18 protein-coding genes are annotated in these 18,734 nt (G+C 28.9%); 12 read left to right on the forward strand and 6 right to left on the reverse strand.

Annotated features, from left to right (window positions below; genetic code table 11):
• Positions 1-11: 11 nt before the first annotated feature.
• The 5 genes from LNAT_RS01180 to LNAT_RS01200 are packed head-to-tail and all read left to right on the forward strand — an operon-like array spanning position 12 to position 4,047.
• Positions 12-1,307: an NFACT RNA binding domain-containing protein gene (locus LNAT_RS01180; protein WP_096258103.1), complete on the forward strand. Its 1,296-nt coding sequence runs from the start codon at positions 12-14 to the stop codon at positions 1,305-1,307.
• Positions 1,304-1,546 (forward strand): hypothetical protein, encoded by a 243-nt coding sequence (locus LNAT_RS01185; protein ID WP_096258104.1) that lies wholly within the window; start codon positions 1,304-1,306, stop codon positions 1,544-1,546. The genes LNAT_RS01180 and LNAT_RS01185 overlap by 4 nt, the downstream gene beginning before the upstream one ends.
• 46 nt (positions 1,547-1,592) lie before the next feature.
• A complete protein-coding gene (locus LNAT_RS01190; protein ID WP_096258105.1) occupies positions 1,593-2,330 on the forward strand; it encodes a phosphatidate cytidylyltransferase in 738 nt (245 codons plus the stop codon).
• Positions 2,331-3,440 (forward strand): 1-deoxy-D-xylulose-5-phosphate reductoisomerase, encoded by a 1,110-nt coding sequence (dxr, locus tag LNAT_RS01195; protein ID WP_096258106.1) that lies wholly within the window; start codon positions 2,331-2,333, stop codon positions 3,438-3,440.
• On the forward strand, positions 3,421-4,047 hold the full coding sequence (locus LNAT_RS01200; protein WP_096258107.1) for an HAD family hydrolase: 627 nt from the start codon (positions 3,421-3,423) through the stop codon (positions 4,045-4,047). The genes dxr and LNAT_RS01200 overlap by 20 nt, the downstream gene beginning before the upstream one ends.
• Here LNAT_RS01200 and LNAT_RS01205 read toward each other — a convergent pair.
• On the reverse strand, positions 4,044-5,498 hold the full coding sequence (locus LNAT_RS01205) for a TrkH family potassium uptake protein (RefSeq protein ID WP_096258108.1): 1,455 nt from the start codon (positions 5,496-5,498) through the stop codon (positions 4,044-4,046). The genes LNAT_RS01200 and LNAT_RS01205 overlap by 4 nt on opposite strands.
• Positions 5,480-6,766 (reverse strand): NAD-binding protein, encoded by a 1,287-nt coding sequence (locus LNAT_RS01210; protein ID WP_096258109.1) that lies wholly within the window; start codon positions 6,764-6,766, stop codon positions 5,480-5,482. The genes LNAT_RS01205 and LNAT_RS01210 overlap by 19 nt, the downstream gene beginning before the upstream one ends.
• Positions 6,767-6,952: 186 nt before the next feature.
• On the opposite strand from LNAT_RS01210, the gene LNAT_RS01215 reads away from it, so the two are divergent.
• The 6 genes from LNAT_RS01215 (at position 6,953) to LNAT_RS01240 (ending at position 12,557) form a co-directional block, all read left to right on the forward strand.
• Positions 6,953-7,510: a pyruvate flavodoxin oxidoreductase subunit gamma gene (locus LNAT_RS01215; protein ID WP_096258110.1), complete on the forward strand. Its 558-nt coding sequence runs from the start codon at positions 6,953-6,955 to the stop codon at positions 7,508-7,510.
• 9 nt (positions 7,511-7,519) lie between these two features.
• Positions 7,520-7,927, forward strand: a complete 408-nt coding sequence (locus tag LNAT_RS01220; protein ID WP_096258111.1) for a 4Fe-4S dicluster domain-containing protein — start codon at positions 7,520-7,522, stop codon at positions 7,925-7,927.
• 11 nt (positions 7,928-7,938) lie between these two features.
• Positions 7,939-9,156 (forward strand): 2-oxoacid:ferredoxin oxidoreductase subunit alpha, encoded by a 1,218-nt coding sequence (locus LNAT_RS01225; protein ID WP_096258112.1) that lies wholly within the window; start codon positions 7,939-7,941, stop codon positions 9,154-9,156.
• Positions 9,157-9,165: 9 nt separating this feature from the next.
• Positions 9,166-10,119, forward strand: a complete 954-nt coding sequence (locus LNAT_RS01230) for a thiamine pyrophosphate-dependent enzyme (RefSeq protein ID WP_096258113.1) — start codon at positions 9,166-9,168, stop codon at positions 10,117-10,119.
• Between the two features lie 133 nt (positions 10,120-10,252).
• Positions 10,253-11,206 carry an ABC transporter substrate binding protein gene (locus LNAT_RS01235; protein WP_096258114.1) on the forward strand — a complete coding sequence of 318 codons (954 nt, stop codon included), beginning with the start codon at positions 10,253-10,255 and terminating at the stop codon, positions 11,204-11,206.
• Positions 11,199-12,557, forward strand: coding sequence for a GGDEF domain-containing protein (locus tag LNAT_RS01240; RefSeq protein ID WP_096258115.1), 1,359 nt, complete (start codon positions 11,199-11,201; stop codon positions 12,555-12,557). The genes LNAT_RS01235 and LNAT_RS01240 overlap by 8 nt, the downstream gene beginning before the upstream one ends.
• On the opposite strand, the gene LNAT_RS01245 is transcribed toward LNAT_RS01240, so the two are convergent.
• The 3 genes from LNAT_RS01245 to LNAT_RS01255 form a co-directional block, all read right to left on the reverse strand.
• Positions 12,554-13,486, reverse strand: coding sequence for a magnesium transporter CorA family protein (locus LNAT_RS01245; RefSeq protein ID WP_096258116.1), 933 nt, complete (start codon positions 13,484-13,486; stop codon positions 12,554-12,556). The genes LNAT_RS01240 and LNAT_RS01245 overlap by 4 nt on opposite strands.
• A gap of 85 nt (positions 13,487-13,571) precedes the next feature.
• Complete coding sequence (locus LNAT_RS01250; protein ID WP_238593955.1) at positions 13,572-14,717, reverse strand: sensor histidine kinase; 1,146 nt, start codon at positions 14,715-14,717, stop codon at positions 13,572-13,574.
• Positions 14,710-15,378 carry a response regulator transcription factor gene (locus tag LNAT_RS01255; protein WP_096258117.1) on the reverse strand — a complete coding sequence of 223 codons (669 nt, stop codon included), beginning with the start codon at positions 15,376-15,378 and terminating at the stop codon, positions 14,710-14,712. Before LNAT_RS01255 ends, LNAT_RS01250 begins: the two co-directional genes overlap by 8 nt.
• Before the next feature lie 96 nt (positions 15,379-15,474).
• Between LNAT_RS01255 and tsaD the strand changes: the two genes are divergently transcribed.
• Positions 15,475-16,455 (forward strand): tRNA (adenosine(37)-N6)-threonylcarbamoyltransferase complex transferase subunit TsaD, encoded by a 981-nt coding sequence (gene tsaD, locus LNAT_RS01260; protein ID WP_096258118.1) that lies wholly within the window; start codon positions 15,475-15,477, stop codon positions 16,453-16,455.
• On the opposite strand, the gene LNAT_RS01265 is transcribed toward tsaD, so the two are convergent.
• Positions 16,452-18,725 (reverse strand): HD domain-containing phosphohydrolase, encoded by a 2,274-nt coding sequence (locus LNAT_RS01265; protein WP_096258119.1) that lies wholly within the window; start codon positions 18,723-18,725, stop codon positions 16,452-16,454. The genes tsaD and LNAT_RS01265 overlap by 4 nt on opposite strands.
• Positions 18,726-18,734: the final 9 nt, after the last annotated feature.

Raw genomic sequence — 18,734 nt, forward strand, 5'->3', positions numbered from 1 at the left:
GATAATGAAAAATGAAAGCGTTTGTTTTAAAAAAAATAGCTGAGAGGTTAAAAAATTATAAAATTATAAAAAAAGCCCTCAGAGTTGATGAAAATCTTATTTTAATGCAGTTTGACAATGACAGATATTATTTTGATTTGACAAAGGGAAACAGTGATATTTATATAAATATTGATTATCCTTTGATTAAAAAATTTAAAGCCCCTTTTGACATAGTGCTTGAGAAAAAATTTACAAAAGCAAGATTGATTGATGCAGCGGCGAAAGAAAGAATTTTAACTATAACAGCTGAAAATAACAATAATTTTAAAAAAGAGACAGTAAAAATAAGGTTTGAATTTACAGGCAGATATACAAATGCAATTATTTTGGATGAAGAAGACAAAATAATTGAATCCCTAAGACATATAAGTGAAAACCTATCAAGCAGGGTTGTGAAACCTGGGATTAAACTTGAGGAATTACCGCCAAAAGAAATTAAAGAAAAAGAATTTGAAATAGAAGATTTGGAAAAATATACCCAAACCATTTTTAAAGAAAAATATGAAAAAAAATTAAATGAAGCAAAAAAAGTAATAATCAATAGACTTAATAAAAAAATAAAAGAGCTTCAAAACAGATTAAAGAAAATGCCAAGCGAAGAAGAGCTGAACGAAAAAAGTGAAATTTATAAAAAATATGCGGACATTGCAATGGCAAACCTTTATCAGATAAAGCCTTTTATGAAAGAGATTAAAACATATGATTTTGAAGGAAATGAGATAACCATTCCACTGCCTAAACTTAAAAATATAAATGAAATAGGAAATTATTATTACAATCTTTCAAAAAAAGCCAAAAGAAAGGCCAAAAATTTGCATATTGAAAAAAAGTTTTTGACTTCCCAGATTGAATTTTTAAAAAATTATAAAAAACTTGTTGAAAAAAGCACGGATTTATCAACTCTAAAAAGTTACAGACCTCCTAAAAAAGAAAAAAAAGATGATGAAAATATTGCAAAATTCTTTTTTGACGATTATCAGATTTTAGTCGGTAAAAATGAAAATGGAAATATAAAACTTCTTAAAACTTCAAATGCAAATGATATATGGATGCATATTAAAAATTATCCGGGTGCACATGTGATTATTAAAAACAATAAATTAAACGTGCCTGAAAAGATTTTAAAAGAAGCGGCAAAACTAGCCGTTGCTTTTTCTAATAAAGATGAGGGAGTGGTCGATTATACTAAAAGAAAGTTTGTAAAAGTTCAGCAAAAAGCAAATGTAGAATATGGAAAGTATTCATCAATAAAGGTAAAAATATGAGACTGATTAGCGAAATTACTTTAATTAATCAAAATCAGCATGTCCCTTCAGTAATTGCTTCTGATATAATGGCAAGAGAAGTTGTAAGTAAAGAAATTCAAAAACTGAACGCAGAGGAAAAAGAGAGAAAAGTGGAAGAGGTAAGACCTGTTGAGGAAATCGAAAAGATTTTACCGGACGAAGGTGAAAAGGAAGAGGTTAAAAAAGAAGCCACAAGACATATAGATATAAAAGCTTAAAATTGGGATCTGTAATGGAAAATGGAAAATTTATAAAAGGTATGGTGTGAAAGAGAGAATTATAACAGCAATGGGAATTTTAGCAGTTTTATTGATAGTCGCGGTTATAGATAATTATTATCTTACGGGGTTTTTGTTTGCAATAATTTGTATAATTGGTTTTTATGAAGCTGCAAGATTATTTAATGTTAATTTGGATGAAAAAATTTACGGAATACTTGGTATATCTTTACTTTTTTCTTTTGTAAATCCGTTTTTTGCCGGTGTTTTCGGCGTTATTTTAATTGCTTCATATGTTGCATATTTTCAAAAAGAGATTAATTTAATAACTCCTTTTATTTATCCTTTTGTTCCTTTAATGCTATTTTACGGACTTTATTTCAAATACGGAATGAATACAGCTATTTGGCTTATAGTAACTGTTGCTCTGACAGATTCTTTTGCCTATTTTACAGGAAAAAATTTTGCAAGAAAATTTTTTAAAAACGGTTTTTGTCTGACTTCTCCAAATAAATCCTGGGAAGGGGTTATCGGCGGAATTATTGGAGGAAGTATTGTGGGTGGAATAGTGGGCAGCTTTTATTATCCTTTTTTTATAGCTTTTGGGATTTCCGTAGTTGTAAGTATAGTAAGTATTTTCGGTGATTTATTTGAAAGTTTTCTAAAAAGAAGGGCGGGGGTAAAAGACAGCGGAAATATACTTCCCGGTCATGGCGGAATATTGGATAGAATTGATGGTTATCTTTTTTCTGCACCGGTGATGCTTGTAATGTTAGGAATTTAAATGATACTACTCGGTTCCACAGGAAGTATAGGTGTAAATACATTAAAAATTGCTAAAAAATTTAATTTAAATATTGAAGTTTTGGTTGCCGGTAATAATTATAAGCTTTTAAATCAGCAGATTAAAGATTTTAATCCTAAATATGTGGTTGTAAAAGACAGGGAAACAGTAAAAAATGTGGATTTTAAAAATGTGTTATGGGGAGAGAGTTCTATTTTAGAAGTTTTGGAAAAAAGTGAAAGTAATTTAGTGGTTAATGCACTTGTGGGAGAGGCTGGACTCAGACCTACCCTTAAAGCTCAGGAACTAAATAAAAAAATAGCCCTAGCAAATAAAGAATCCCTTGTAATTGCCGGAAAATTTATAGATATTTCCAAAATTACCCCAATAGACAGTGAACATTTCGGGCTTTGGTATCTGCTTAATGGACAATGTAAAATGGGAAATGGAAAATTAAATAATGAAAAATTTAAAAAATTATATATTACTGCAAGCGGTGGGGCTCTCAGGGACTGGGAAATAGATAAAATAAAAGAAGCCACTCTTAAAGACGTTTTAAATCATCCCAACTGGTCAATGGGTAAAAAAATAACAATTGATTCAGCCACTATGGTTAATAAATTATTTGAACTGCTTGAGGCTAAATGGCTTTTTAATACAAATAATATTGATGCATTTATAGAAACAAAATCGGTTATTCACGCTCTTGTTGAATGGATTGACGGAAGTACAACTGCTCATATATCCGCTACAGATATGAAACTTCCCATTGCTTTTGCCCTGCTTAAGAAAGTAGATGTAGAAATTTTAAAACCCATAAATTTGGTGGAAGTCGGAAGTTTGAAATTTAGAAAAATAGAAATCAAACGTTATCCGGTATGGGAAATAAAAGAAACCTTGTTAAATAATTCTGATTTGGGGGTAGTGATAAACACTGCAAATGAGTTTGCAATAGAGCAGTTTTTAAAAGGAAAAATTGGTTTTTTAAATATAAGCAAAATTATTTTAGAAGCTGTTAAAAAGTTTGAAAATGTAAAATTAAACAGTGTAGAAGATATTTTTGAAATAAAAAATGAAGTAAGGAAATGGTGTGAAAGTAATTTTATTTGATTTGGACGGAACGCTTATTGATTCAACTGAGGCCATTTTAGAAGGATTCAGAGTAACATTTGAAAAATTTAATAAACCCTATCCAGGGGATAGGGAAATTAAAAAACTTATTGGACTTCCGCTTGAGATTATGTTTTTTAAACTTGGAATTGATGAAAATGTAGATCAATATGTAAACACCTATAAAATGCATTACAGAAAAATATCCACTCAGAAAACAAAACTTTTGCCAACTTCCAAAGAAGCGGTTATTGAGGCTAAAAAATTTGCAAGGCTTGGAATTGTAACGACTAAGACTGCCAGATATTCAAAAGAACTGCTTGAACATTTTGGATTAATGGATTATTTTGAAGTGTTAATCGGAAGAGAAGACGTAGAAAACCCAAAACCACACCCAGAACCTGTTTTAAAAGCCATTTATTTAATGAAAGCAAATAAACAAAATGCTTTTATGGTAGGAGATACCTGTCTTGATGTTTTAAGTGCAAAAGAAGCCGGTGTTAGGGCAATTGGAGTAAGATGGGAATATGATGAAAATTTAAAAAAATGTACCGAGATTATTAAAGAAAATGTTTTAGAAGCTGTGGAATTTATAAAAAATTTTTAAAATTTTTTCCAAAATTCCCGGCTAAGTAAAATTAAAACCGTAAAAAATTCAAGTCTTCCTATAATCATGCCAATAGCCAATATAAATTTTTGAGTATCCGTAAAAAATGCAAAATTATCTGCGGGTCCTACCTGACCAAACCCCGGCCCTATGTTTCCGACACAGGCTATTGTCGCACTAAGAGAAGTCATTGCATCATAACCGTTTGCAAATAAATATAATGAAATAATGGCATTTGTCAAAATATATAAAAATATAAAAGCGCTTACATTAATCACCGTATCGCATGAAAGTTTATTGTTATCAATTTTGATTGAGCAAACTATATTAGGATGGAGTATTTTTTTTATCTGATGGGTTAGGTTTTTAAACATAACAACAAATCTTATAGTTTTAATACCACCAGCGGTTGAACCTGTGTTTCCGCCTATTAGCATGGCCAGGAAAATTATTGCAATTGCCGCTTGTCCCCAGAGGGAATAATCCAATGTTGCAAATCCAGTAGTTGTCAGGATTGAGGAAATGGTAAAAAATGAATGTGTTAATGAATAGAAAAATGAATCTTGTGAAGTGAAAAAATGGATTATTGATAATGCAGTTGCCAATCCAAAGAAAATTATTGTATACCACATGACTTCTTCTGATTTGTATCCTGAAAAATCCTTATTAAACAGTTTAATATGGGCTAAAAAGTTCATACCACTGAGGAACATAAATATTGTAGTTGTCCATATGATTAAATAATTATTGTCCCAGTACCCAAGAGAAGCACTTTTTGTGGAAAATCCACCCGTTGAAATAGTAGCAAATGCATGATTAATTGCATCAAAAAAGCTCATACCTTCCAATTTCAGCAGTATCATGTCAATCAGTGTTAAAAAAATATAAAATTCCCATAATTTTAATGCCGTATGTTTTAGTTTGGGTGTTATTTTTTCCACATTAATTCCGGTTGATTCTGCTTGGAAAAGGGTAAGTGAACCGGTTGGATTAATAAATGAAAGGAGACCTACCCCTAAAACAATAATTCCCATACCGCCAATCCAGTGCATTGTGCTTCTTAACATTAAAATATATTTTGGCAAATGGTCAATGTCACTGTAAATTGTGGCTCCGGTTGTAGTGAATCCGCTTATTGCTTCAAAAAAACCATTAATAAAATTAATATGAGTTCCTATCATTAAAGGAATAGCCCCAAGTGAACCAATCATAAACCATACCAAATTCACACTTAAAATTGCCTCTTTTATTTTCATTTTCATTCGATAATTTTTTAGATATATTAGAATCGAAATAAAAATTAAAAAGGATATAAATAGATATAGAGCAAAGTAAGTTATATCTTCTTTATAAATTATTCCTGTAATAAGCGGTAAGGTAAAAAATGCAATTACAATAATTCCAACCAGGGATAAAAATTTTAAAATATTTTTTATAGAGTTTCTATCCATTTTTTATTCCCTGAAAAATTAAATTCCATTACAATATCCCCCTCTTTAATATCAAAGCTGTCTTTTAATATATATATTTTGTCTTCTCTTATGATTAAAATTTTGGCCTTTTCTTTAGGGGAAGTTATTGTTTTTTTGTTAAAAATCTGTTTTATAAATATTTTGCCTTTAGCACCTAAGAAAAATCTTTCATAAACTAAAAGTCTTGAATCAATTTCTTCTAAAATTTCATAAAAAGCGGCAATTTTAGGACCTCTTATTGTGGAAAGTTTGAGAGAGTGCATTAAGGAATAATAATTTAGATTATTATTGATGGTTATGATTTTTTTAATGCCGAGTTTTCTAGCCTGCAGGGATTTTATAATATTTGATTCGTCTTTTAATGAAGCTGTCACTGCTATATCGCTATATTGGACACCCTCATTTACAAGCATTTCCTCATCTTCGTATGAAGAATTTATGATACTAACATTTTCTCCTAATATCTCGGCTGCCCTCATTGCCAAATCTTCTTCTTTTTCCAGTATTTTTATATTCATATCAAAGTTTGTAAGTATTTTTGCTATTTCAATACCAAGCTCGTTTGCTCCGTATATTAAAATATTTTTAATTTCTTCCGGAGAAACTGTATCAAGTAAATTTAGACATTTTTTTATTTTTTCCCTGTTTCCAAAAATATACAATAAATCGTTTTCCTGAATTTCATCATTTTCATTTAAGAAAATAAATTCTTCCTCCCTCTCAGCACCGATTACTTTAACGTCATCTTCTTCAATTTCATTTACTATGTTTATTTTAGGGTTTTTAACGGTTATTGAAATTAAAATATAATCACTAAAAGGAAATTCTTTAATATTGTTGGCTTTTGGAAATTCTAATAGTTTTGCTACTGCACTTGCTGACAATTTATAAGGGAAAACCACTCTGTTTATATCTAATGTTTTTTGAAAATTAGTGGCCATATAAGCCGTGTTAGATAATCTTACAATTATATTTTCAATATCCAATATGTCTTTTACTACAATAGTGGATATTAAATTGATTTCATCATTGTTGGTAACAGCTATATAAAAATCAATTTTTTCTTCTATATTTAGAAATGTATGTGCTTCACGCATATCGCCTATAATTGTCATAACATCCAAAGATTCTTTTATAGTGTTTAGGGCTTTTTCATTTTTGTCAATTATAATTACATTATGATTTCCTGAGAGCGCCTTTGCCACATTGTATCCTACTTTTCCAGCCCCTGCAATTAGAATATTCATAAATTTCCCTTATGGATTATATTTTTATTAAGAAATTATACATCATTTCTTGATTATTACAAAAAGTAACAAAATAAAAAGAGTGCAAATTAAAAAATTGACAAATATCAAAAAAAGACGGATTTTATGCTATATTAAGAATACTTTAAGTAATTTAGTATAAAATACAAATAAAAAAGGATAAATATGCTACAAATAAGATGGCACTCTCGTGCAGGACAAGGTGCGGTAACGGGCGCTAAGGCTTTAGCTGATGTTATGGCAAGAACCGGAAAATATGTTCAGGCTTATTCTGTCTACGGTGCGGAAAAAAGAGGGGCACCTATGAGCGCTTATGACAAAATTGATGATAAACCAATTCTAGACCATTCAAAATGGATGACACCTGATTATGTTTTGGTAATTGACCCATCACTTGTATTTCAGGAAGAAATAGTTGATAATACAAAAGACGATACAATTTTTATAGTTACTTCCCATATGAATAAAGATGATTTATTAAATATTGCAAAACATCTTCAAGGGAAAAAACTTTATGTAGTGGATGCTATTAAAATTTCACAAGAAGAAATTGGAAGAGCTATTCCAAATACTCCAATGCTTGGGGCATTTATGAAAATAAGTCAACTTATTCCGTTTGAAGATTTTTTAGTATCAATTAAAGACATTCTTTCAAAATTCCCTCAAAAAATAATTGATGGTAACATAAGAGCTATCAAAAGAGCTTATGAAGAAGTAAAATAAGGAGAAATTATGGCTACACCAAAAGATATGATGACAACTTGGGATAAAATTCAACCTGGAGCAGTTCTTCCTAGTTTTGAAGACCCGGAACACAAAGTAAGGAGTAAATTTAACTCTTTCAATTATAAAGTTGCAGACTGGAGGGTTGAAAAACCTGTATTTAACAGAGATCTTTGTATTGACTGTGATTTTTGCTGGGTAAGCTGTCCAGACAGTTGTTTTATAGTGGAAGAAGTGGAAAATAAAAGAGGGAAAAAACAGGCTAAAATTGTTGGAATTAACTATAATTTATGTAAAGGGTGTGGTGTTTGTGTAGATGTTTGTCCTACACCTATTAAATCACTTTTAATGTTTCCGGAATTTATGGATAATGAAGAAGCATTAAAACAATGGCCAACAAAAGATGATAAAAAATAAAAGGAATAGATATGGCAGAGAGATATGAATTAAAATCTAAAGAAGTTTGGGATGGAAATACGGCTGCAAGTCATGCCCTTAGACAAGCTCAAGTTGATGTAGTTGCGGCATATCCTATTACACCATCAACTCCGATTGTTCAAAATTATGCTCAGTTTCTAGCAGACGGATATGTAGACGGTGAATTTGTAATGGTAGAAAGTGAGCATTCCGCAATGAGTGCATGTGTCGGTGCAGCTGCGGCCGGTGGCAGGGTTGCAACAGCAACATCAAGTCAGGGTTACGCATTAATGGTAGAAGTTTTATACCAGGCAAGCGGTATGAGACTTCCAATTGTTATGACAGTGGTAAACAGAGCTCTTGCATCTCCTCTTAATATTCACGGTGACCATGGAGATTTATATCTAGGACGTGATGCCGGATGGATTCATTTAATTGCAAACAATCCTCAAGAAGCTTATGATATGACATTATGTGCATTTAAAATTGCAGAGGATGAAAGAGTAAGACTTCCTGTAACTACTAACCAAGACGGATTTTTGGTATCACATACGGCTCAGGTTGTAGAACCGCTTCAAGATGAAGTCGCATATAAATTTATAGGTGATTATAAACCAATGAATCCGATGTTAGATACAAAAAATCCTCAAACATACGGTGCTCAGACAGAAGAAGAATGGCACTTTGAGTTTAAAGCAAGCCAACATAAAGCTTTAATGGAATCAAGTAAAGTAATTGATGAAGTGTTTGCAGAATTTGAAAAAGTAAGCGGCAGAAAATATAACAGAGTTGAAAGCTACAAAATTGAAGATGCTGATGTTGCAATTGTTGTAATGGGAAGTGCTTATGAGACTGCAATGGTAGCGGTTGAGAGGGCAAGAGAAGAAGGTATTAAAGCGGGACTTGTAATGCCAAGAAGTTTTAGACCGTTCCCTTACAATGAAATAGCAGAAAAACTAAGAAATGTAAAAGCTATTGCAGCACTTGATAGAAGTTGTCCAATGGGTGCAATGGGTGCATTATATAATGAAGTATCAGGTGCACTTAGTGCAAACGGACAAAGTGCAATAATGACTAATTATATTTTCGGACTTGGCGGAAGAGATACTACAGTAGAGCATATTTTAGAAGTGATTAAAGAAACAGATAAAAACGCAAAAGCTGGAAAAAGAGTTACAGACTTACAAGGTTTCATTAACCTTAGAGGTCCAAAACTTTCATTTAATTAAGGAGTTTTTATGAAAAAAATTACGAATTTAAAAGAATTTGCCTGTACTCCTGATAGATTTCAAGGTGGGCATAGATTATGTCCTGGATGTGCGCATGGTATGATAGTAAGGGAAGTAGTAAATGCTACTGATGATGATTTGGTAATTTCTACTGCTACAGGATGCCTTGAAGTATGTAGTGCAATTTATCCATATACATCTTGGGATGTGTCTTGGCTTCATATCGGATTTGAAAATGCAGCTGCTGGAATTAGCGGTGCTGAGGCTATGTATAAAGCTCTTAGCAGAAAAAACAGATCTTATAATCCAGATAAAAATGTTAAATTTGTAGCATTTGGTGGAGATGGTGGAACTTATGATATCGGTTTTCAATCATTAAGTGGTGCAACTGAGAGAGGTCATGACTTTTTATATGTTTGTTTGGATAATGAAGGATATATGAATACAGGAGGTCAGAGAAGTTCGTCTACTCCTGTTGGAGCCCATACAACTACATCTCCAAGAGGTAGAGTGAGTTACGGTGAAAAGAATAGAAAAAAAGATTTAACTATGATTATGGCGGCACACGGGTGCCCTTATGTTGCGACTGCAGTTCCTGGAACAAAACATTGGAAAGATTTGGCTACAAAAGCTGCAAAAGCTATTAGTACAGTGGGCCCAACTTTTATTAATGCCCTAAGTCCTTGTACAACAGAATGGAAGTTTAAACCTGAAGATACTACTGAAATAGCTGACTTGGCAGTTGAAACATGTATGTTTCCTCTTTATGAAATAGAAGATGGTCATAAACTTACAATCACTTACAGACCAAAACAAAAAATTCCTGTTGAAGAATATTTGGGAAGACAGGGAAGATTTGCTCATCTATTTAAACCAGAAAATAAGTGGGTAATTGAAGAAATTCAAAAACAGATTGACGAATACTGGGAATATCTACAAAGAAGAGAAGAAGCAGGAGTTTAAGCTTCTTTTTTTAATTTTTTCTTTTCTTAAATCAAAAAGTGATAATTTTAAATATCTATTTGTTTAGTAATTATATTAATTTTATATTAATTTTATTAAAAATTTGTTATAATTTTTATAAAAAAGAGTAAAAATGAAAAAGTTTATATTTTTTTTGATTTTGTCTGTTTTTGTATTTGCAAAAATTTTGGTTGTAAATTCTTATTCTACAAATGATCAGTGCGGTATCCCACAGCTTCAGGGATTTTTATCTGTTATGTATCAAAATGGATATCAACCTAATGATTTTGAATTGGTATTTTTAAATGCAAGACAAACACCTAAAAAAGAATTGTTAAAAAAAGCCCAAAATATATTGAAAAATATCAGTAAATATAAATACATTGTTACATTTGATGATGCCGCTTTTAAATTAGTCGGTATCCCTGCCAGTAAAAAAAACAAATGGGTTTATTTTAGCGGTATGAATTATCCTTATGATTTATATGAAAAAAACTTTAATTTGCCTAAAAACATTGCAGGAATTTATGAAAAATTATATATTAAAAAAAATTTGGAAATTTTTAATAAAATTGAACCTATAAGCAAGATAGCTTTTTTTTATTCTGAAGGAGTAGGGAAGATTTTAAAATTGCAGACTCAAATGGAATTAAAAAATTCTGTTTTTGAAAAAAAAGTTGATTATATAAAAGTTAATACTTTAAATGAATTAAAAGAAAAAACAAAAAAGATAAATGATAATTTGAAATATACTTTGTTTATACCTTTTGCAATGAGTTTAAAAAAAGGTGATAAAAAAATTTCTTTTGTAAAATTTAAAGATATATATTTACAAAATATTAAAAAGCCGGATATCAGTATAAATATGTTTTTTGTAAAATTAGGATTTTTAGGCTTTGGGGGGGTGGATTTTTATAAAATGGGAATGCAACTTGGAAAATTAATCATAAAACATTCCAGAACTCACATTATAGAAATTGCAAAGGATAGTTATTTTTTTATAAATGCAAAAAGGGCAAAAGAAATACATTTTATATTGCCTGAATGGTTTATAAAAAATTATGTAAAAGTAATTGTAAATGATTAAAAAGTGGTTATATTATTTTTATATTTTATCTGTAATTGTATTGATTTTATATTTGGCTTTAATTTTTATTTTTTTAAAAAAAGATAGAGAATACATTGCCAATATTAGTTCAATTTATTTAGAAAAACAGTTAATTGCTTCAAAATATGAACAAATAAACTTAATTAAAAAAGTTTTAAGTAATGAGTATGATATTTTAAAAAAAAGTTATAAATATGTACAAATAAAAGAGATAAAAAAAGAAATAAAGTCATTAAAAAAATTATTAGAAATAATTTTGCTTGTAGATAAAAAAAATTTTTATATATACATAAACAATTATTTTTCAAAATATAAATTTGATTTTAATATTGAAATACTGAATGAAAAAAAAACGGTAATAGCAAGTAATGTTTTTTTTGATAATGGAAAAAAAAGAAAATTAAAGTGTAATCCTTTAAAAAATTATGGATACTGTGAAGTTAAAAATAATGATTATTTTTATAGTGTTACTTTTTTACCATATATTAAAGTTTATATTGTTGCACAAAAACAATTTGCCCATCCACCTAAAACATATTTTCATCCTCTATTTTTAACGCTTAAATCGTTTCCAGATATAATTGTTCCTAATGTCAAAGGAAAAATGGATAGTGATCATTTTTATATTTTTGATATGTTTAAACCTTTAAATTTATTTTTTGGAGTAGGAATAAATTATAAAAAATTAGAAAATTTTCCAAAAAAATTTACAAAAGAAACTTCAACTATTTTGTTTCACCGTTATTTGAAACTGATTTTTATTATGTCTTTGATAATGTTTGTTTATCTTGTGGTTAGTACTTACTTTTTATTTAAATTAAAAAATTTGGGCGTAAAAATAGAAAAAGAAACTTTGTATGATAAATTAACCGGTTTGTATACAAGAAAAGGTTTAAATGAATTTTATGATAAAAATAAAATTTTATTATTGCTGGATTTAGATAATTTTAAATATATTAATGATGCGTTCGGACATGAAAAAGGGGATGAAATATTGGTTAAATTTTCCGAATTATTAAAAGAATTTTTTGATGGAGATATAATTTGTAGATGGGGAGGGGATGAATTTATTGTTTTAACAAATAAGTCTAAAGAAAAAATAAAAAGAATCATTGAAAAAATAAATGAAAAAATTGAAAAACTGCAAAAACAGTTTGATACAAAGTTGGAAAAGAATTTATCTGTGAGCTGCGGGGGAAGTATTTCTATAAAATCTGTAGAAGAAAAATTTAAAGAGGCTGATTTGGCTTTATACAAGGTTAAAAAGACTACAAAAAGAGGTTGCAGGTTTTTTGATGAATTGGATTATGTAAAAATAGAAAATAGTTAAATCCATTTTTTTCTTTTAAGCCATACATAAATAAATACTGCTATTGAAATATTAAGAACCCATACTGCAAAATATCCATATTTCCAGTTCAATTCCGGCATATATTTAAAATTCATTCCGTAATTTCCAACAATAAATGTTAATGGAAGAAAAATTAATGAGATTGCCGCAAGGCGCTGCATGGCTTTGTTCATCCTGGTAGAAAGAATACCCATATGCAGGTTAAGTAAATAACCTGTTCTGTCAAGCAATGTTTTGGATTCATTTATCAAATACTTTAGATGTTCATTTAAATCTATAAATTCATATTTTAAATTATGTTTACTGACTTCATCTAATTTGTTGTAAATTTTATTTATTATATCCCTTTCATGAATTGATACCTTTGTAATTCTGTTTAAAGTTCTTCTAGCATAATAAATATCTTTTTGAAGTTCATCCTCCTCCACTTCTTCATGAAAAATAGAATCTTCCAAATCTTCTAAAGCTTCGTCAATTACGTCAACTACCAAAATGGTATTATCTATTAATATATCTATTATGATATATGTTAAATAATCAAAGGAATTGTTTTTTTTATATTTTTTTTCAAATTTTTTAGCAAGTTCTGTTACAATCTCTTTTTCTTCGGCCAAAATAAAAAGTTTATTTTTGGTACGGATTATTACTACATTTGAATCATCGTATAATAAATTTTCTTCTTCATCAAATTTTATATATTTTAAAATAATCACCTTAAATTTTTCAGTTTCTTCATAAGTGATTGACTGGTCTTCATTTTGTATGTCTTCAATAAAGCTGTTTGGAAATTCATTTTGCAATAGCCATTCAATAATATTTTCATTATCAATAGTGGAAAATATAATCTGAACATCTTCACTAATAACAATATCATCCATTCTAAGGAGTTTTTCAGTGTAGATATACATGGCCTCTCCTTTTGAGGCTGCAGATGGAATATAAATTAAATTTTTTAATTATATTTCATCTATAGCCTGGAATTTAATTACAGTATTATACCAAATTAAATTCGATTGTAATTTTTACACCTTTATTTATTTCGGATTCTATATTTATTTTTGCTTTATGAAGGTTTAGAATTGATTTTACAATAGCAAGACCCAGTCCAAAACCTTTAACTTTTTTATTTCTGCTTTCATCAACTCTATAGAATTCGTCAAAAATAAAAGGCAGTTTTTCTTTCGGTATTCCTATACCGTCGTCTTTAATAATAAGTTTTATTTTGTTTTTTGTTTTTTTAAGTGTTATATCTATATGTTTTGCCCCGTATTTTATAGAATTTTCTATTAAGTTCGAAATAGCCATTTTAAGAAGGGTTTTATCTCCATATATAACATATTCGTCATCATTTATATTTAGATTGATGGATATTCTTTTTGAATATTTTTCAAATAAGTCAAGTATTATATTTTCTAAATCTATTTCTTTAAAATCTTTTTTTGTGAAGTCTTTTTTAGTTAAAAACAGCAACTTTTCGGTAATGTCGTTTATATAATTTAATTCGTTTAGCAAAGATTTCAATAGGGTCTCATCACATTTTCCATTTTTTAAAGCCAGAGAAATTTCACTCTTCATAATTGTCAGCGGTGTTTTTAATTCGTGGGAAACATTGGAATTGAAAAATTTCAACCTTTTTATAGTATTTTCAATATTTTTTGCAATGGCATCTATAAATTTATATCCTACGAGTAAAACAATTAAATATATAAAAAACGATATTGCAAGAGATATGGTTTTGACTATTTCTATTTTATCACTGTTACCGGAAATAATTGTTTTAACGCTTATTATTTTATTGTTTTTTACGTAATTATATATTAATACTTTTTCTTTTCCGCTAGAAGTTTTTATTGTTTTTACTTCAAAACCTTCAAATTTTTTTAAATCTTTAATTGGATTTGAGAGGGTTGTTACTTTTACAAAGAGCGGATAAATTTTATATTTATGCTGAAGGGCTATTAAATTACTTATATTTTTTTTAGAGTTTGCTATTTCAGTTGCAATTATTACAAGTCTGTCTTTTAGATGCATATTGAATGATTTTGTAAGGGCGAAGATCAAAGCCCCTTCAAAAAGGGCTATAATTATAAAAACAACTGCCGCAAATTTTATAAACAGATCATTTCTTAGGTTATTCATCACTTATTTTAAAACCCATTCCCCTGAATGTTTTAATTAATTTTTTGTCAAAATCTTTATCTATTTTTTTTCTTAGATGTGAAATATAAACATTAATTACATTTGAATTAATTTCTTCGTCCATTTCCCATAAATTTTGTGCAATCATATCTTCTGAAACAATTTTACCTTTGTTTATCATTAAATATTTAAGCAGTTCAAATTGTTTTGCGGTTAGTTCTATGTTTTTACCCGCGCGTCTTACTTCTTTTGTGTCAGGATTTAGTTCCAAATCTCCTACTTTTAACACATTTTCTTTTATATTTTTGCTTCTTCTAAAAAGTGCTTTAATTCTGGCAACCAATTCTTCGAAATCAAACGGTTTTGTCAGATAGTCATCCGCTACATTAAGCCCTTCCACTTTATCTTCAATATCGCTTTTTGCAGTAAGAATAAGCGCCGGTGTAAAAATATCTTTTTCCCTTAGTTTTTTAATTACATCAATTCCGCTCATTTTAGGCAGCATCCAGTCTACCACTAAAACGTCATAATTATTGTTTTGGGCCAAATAAAACCCTTCTTCACCGTCTTTTGCCAAATCTACCCTGAAACCTTCTTTTTTCAGATATTCTTTTATGTTTTTTGCAATTTTTTCATCATCTTCTATTAATAAAACTTTCATTTTTGCCTCCTTGATTAGATATAATACAATTATACATCATTTTTTTTAAAAAAACTTTAAGTTTTTTAATATTTAATATAAATTTAAAGGAAAATAATGATTTTGGCGATTGAGAGCAGTTGTGACGATTCTTCTATTGCAGTAGTTGAAATTGAAAGCAAAAAACTTATGTTTCATAAAAAAATCTCCCAAGAACTCGCCCATTCTGTTTACGGGGGAGTTGTTCCCGAACTTGCAAGCCGTCTCCATGCCGAGGCTCTTCCCAAAATTTTAGAAGAGGCTAAAGTTTATTTTAAAAATTTAAAGGCGGTAGCGGTAACGAATGCCCCCGGACTCAGTGTAACGCTGCAGGAGGGTGTAATGATGGCAAAAGGGCTTTCAATTGCCTTGAATTTGCCTGTAATTCCCGTAAATCATCTTATAGGGCATATTTATTCGCTTTTTGTTGAAAAAGAAGAAATAAAACCTATGATGGTACTTTTAGTCAGCGGAGGACATACAAAGATACTTCAGTTTAACGGAATTAATAATATTTGCGAAATAGGCTCAACTTTGGATGACAGTTTTGGAGAGAGTTTTGACAAATGTGCCAAAATGTTGGGGCTAAATTATCCGGGAGGGCCTGAGATAGAAAAATTGGCTGTGAGCGGTGAAAGGTGTGTAAATTTACCTTTGCCTCTTAGAAATTCAAGTAAAATTGAATTTAGTTATTCCGGACTTAAAAATGCAGTCAGATTGGCTATTGAGTCAAATCAGTATAAAAAAAAGGATATTGCCGCCTCTTTTCAGGCAAAAGCCATTGAGCATCTTGTTTTTATGTCCAAAAGGGCGATTAAAAAATATAAGCCTAAGAATTTTGCAATAGTCGGAGGGGCAAGTGCAAATAAGGTTTTAAGAAATGAGTTTGAAAAATTATCAAAAAAATTTAATTTCAATCTATTTTATCCGGATATGAAATACACTTCGGATAATGCCGCGATGATAGCAAGAGCTGCAATTGAATTTTATAAAAACGGTGAATTTGTTGATTTTAGAGATATTAAGATAATTCCGAGAATAAATTTTAAGAAATGTTAATTTAAAAAATATTTTAATATTTCTTTAGGGATTTCATCAATTTGTTCAGGCTTTAATTCTTTTTTAGCAAAATCCAGATAAATTTTGTTTTTAATAATAATTTTTATTATTTCTTTATCGATTTCATTATTTTTTGCCATATTGTAAAGTATTTTAAAAATTTCTGAAAGTTTGTTTGATTCTTTGTATGGTCTGTCAGCTGCACTAAGTGCTTCAAAAATATCTGCTATTGCCAATATCCTTTCTTCTAATGATAAATCTTTTGCACTAAGTCCCCTTGGATAACCTTTTCCATTTAATTTTTCATGATGATTGGCTGCAATGTCAGGTAATTTTTTATATTTTTTCGGAAAATGAAGATTTTGTAACATATTCAAACCTATTTCAGCGTGGCTTTGAATTATTTTTCTTTCTTCATCTGTTAATGTGCCTTTTCTTATGGACAAATTTTTTAATTCGTCTTTATTCAATAAATTTTCATTATCTATTTTTATTTTAGCAATTTCTTTTAATCTGTTTAATTTTTCATCGTCCATCCATTCACATCCTTTATTGATTTCTTTTAAAAATTCAAAATCATTGTCAGCTTTTTTTATTAATTTTTCATATTCTTTCTTTGATAATTTTTTTTCTAAAAGTTGAATATAGTATTCCTTTTTTAATAATTCAAATTTATATTTTATTATTTCGATCCTGTCTATGGTTTTTTCAAGTTTGGCAGCTTTATCCATTATCTGTTCGGGTATGGCAATTTTACCTATATCATGAAGCCATCCTGCTATTTCTATCATTTTTAATTCATCTTTTGGATATGTTTTAATTTTTTCTTTTTCAATTGCATTTGCAATCATTATTGAAAGTTTTGCCACTCTTTGTACATGTTTGCTGGTATATTTTGATTTTTTATCAATTGCAATACCAATAGTTTTAATAAATGAAGTAAATAGTTTTTCAAAATCTTTAATTAATTTATCTTTTGTTAAAGAAATAGCTGCGATAGATGCAAGAAGTTCGACTATTTTTTCATCGTTTTGGTCAAAAGCTATGATTTTATCATCATATTTTTTATTTATTAACTGCAATACTCCTATTATATCTTTATTATGCCCCCTAAGCGGTATTACAAGCATCGATTTTGACAGGTAATTATTTTTTTTATCAAACTTTTTTGTACCTTCGAAATCGAATTCTCTGTCATTATATACATCTTCAATATGGATTATTCTGCCTGTTAATGCGCAAAGAGAGGCAACCATTTTTTTGTTTTCTTTTCCATTTACATATAAAGGAATTTTAGGCCAGATTGTATTTTCTTTTTCTTTTATGTTTAATGTATCATTTTGTATGATTTTAAATTTTAAATATTGGTCATCTTCGGTTTTAAGATATATTGTGCCTCCGTCGGCATTTGTTATTTTTCTTGCATATGTTATTATTTTTTCCAGAATATTAATAGGATTGTTTTCTGAATATAAATCTTTTATCATTTCAAAAAGAATTTCTTTAATGTTTTTTCTTTTTATTATTCTATCTTCATTAATTATCATATTGTCATCAAGGATTGTTACATTTAAATTTTTAAGTTCTTTTTCTATTTCATTTTTAAATAATGGTTTAATGTGATAGATATATATTTTTGGCTTATAATTTAATTTATTGATTAATTTGAATATATCTTGAGGAGTCATATGTTTTGATATTTCTGCAAGATTTTTCATTCTATTTGGAAAAGAACATTCCAATATAAGATGTTGAGGTTTAAAATTATTTATGGTTTTAATGAGATTTTCGCATAATGCAGTGTCACCGCTGATTAAATATTTTTGGTTTATTAAATATCCGAAAGTTGTTACAGTATGGTCTACGGTAAAAGGAAGTATTTCATTATTATGGACGATAATTGGTTTATTTGCTTCAATTTCTACAAATTTTATAGTTTTTTTATATGAATTTATTAAATTTATGTTTTGAAATTCCGGCCATGTTTTATCATTAAAAATAAAATTTTTTAAACTTTCAATTGTTTCTTTGTTTCCGTATATATTTATAGGATTTCTTATTTTAGAATAAATTAGATCAATTAAAAAGGGAATGTCTACGATATGGTCAAAATGCGGATGAGTTAAAAAAATATGTTTTATTTTCTCTAAATTTTTTACTTCATTGATTATATTACCGGCATCTATTATTATGGAATCATCAATTTTAAAACATGTGGAATATTTTTCTTTATCTTTGTTTCCGTAACTCCCTAATACCTCTATTTGCATTTCAATCCT

It is taken from the genome of Lebetimonas natsushimae (assembly GCF_002335445.1).
Classification (GTDB): Bacteria; Campylobacterota; Campylobacteria; order Campylobacterales; family Nautiliaceae; genus Lebetimonas; species Lebetimonas natsushimae.